This is a genomic window from Frankia sp. AiPs1 (genome assembly GCF_023716945.1).
Classification (GTDB): Bacteria; Actinomycetota; Actinomycetes; order Frankiales; family Frankiaceae; genus Frankia.
The window spans coordinates 1-1,167 of record NZ_JAMQQF010000993.1; the positions used below are offsets into that span (position 1 = coordinate 1).

Consider the following 1,167-nt stretch of genomic DNA (forward strand, 5'->3'; position numbering starts at 1 on the left):
CGCGCGCGGGCGCGCCCGCCCCCCCCCGCGCGCCCCCCGCCCCCCCCCCCCCCCCCCCCCCCCCCCCCCCCGCCCCCCCCCCCCCCCCCCCCCCCGGGGGGCGGGGTCGGGCGGTGCGACGGCCCGGGGCGGGCGCGCCGGTGCCGAGGGCGGGGCCGGCGAGGGCGTCATCGTGGTCGGACTCCTTGGATCGGGAGGGACGGATGGGGCCCGGAGGCGGGTGGACCTCGGAGGCGGGTGAGCCTCGGAGGTGAATGGGGCCCGGGGAGGTGAGTGGGCCTCGGAGGTGGATGGGGCCCGGAGGTGGATGGGGCCCGGAGGTGAGTGGGGCCCGGAGGTGAGTGGGCCGCGGAGGTGGGCGGGGCCCGGGGGCGGGTGGCCCGGGCGCGGTCCTTGAGGGGAGCGCGCCCGGCCAGTGGCCACCGGTTTGCGGTCAGGGCGACCGCGGTGGCCGGCTACCAGCCCGAAGCCGTGTAGACGACCGCGGGTGCGTCGCGGGGTCCCCAGGCAAGTTCGCGCAGCAGGTACAGGTGACCCTCGTCGGGATCGATGAGGTCCACTCCGCGGCGCGCGAACTCCGCCTCGAGCCCCGGATCGACCATCCCCGGATGCGCGGCCGACGGCGCCCACGGACCCCAGTGCACGGTGATCGTCCGGGTGTCCCGGTGGCGCGCCCAGGCGGCCCCGAGGGTCTCCAACGCGTCGTTCGCGGCCGCATAGTCCCCCTGCCCGCGGTTGCCCAGGACGCCCGCGATGCTGCCGAAGAAGGTCAGGAACCGGGGCGCGACGGGCAGTTCGGCGAGCGCGGTGAGCAGGGTTCGCGCCCCGGCGACCTTGGTGTCGAACACCCGCCGGAACGACTGCGGATCCTTGTCCGCGACGAGCGCGTCCTCGATGACCCCGGCCGAGTAGACGACGCCGTCGAGGCGGCCGTGGCGGGCGAAGATCTGCTTGACGGCCTGCTGGACGGCGTCGGCGTCGAGGACGTCGAGCTGCCGGTAGCGGGCTTGGCCGCCGCGCGCCTCGACGTCGGCGAGGGTCTTGGTGATCTCCCGGCCGGCGAGGACGGCGGCGACCGCGCGGCGCGCCTCGCCGGGCGTGCGGTGCCCGAGCTCCCGCACCGCCTGGATCAGGCCGGCGCGGTCGACGATCCCGGCGGTGCGGGGA

At 78.1% G+C, this 1,167-nt stretch carries 1 protein-coding gene and 1 pseudogene; one reads left to right on the plus strand and one right to left on the minus strand.

Annotated elements, in window-relative coordinates; all coding sequences use genetic code 11:
- Window positions 1–241: pseudogene (locus ND748_RS32400) on the plus strand (hypothetical protein); the annotation flags it as partial.
- Window positions 242–455: 214 nt separating this feature from the next.
- Here ND748_RS32400 and ND748_RS32405 read toward each other — a convergent pair.
- Window positions 456–1,167 (minus strand): SDR family NAD(P)-dependent oxidoreductase (locus tag ND748_RS32405; protein WP_251750073.1); only part of this gene is annotated, 712 nt, incomplete at its 5' end.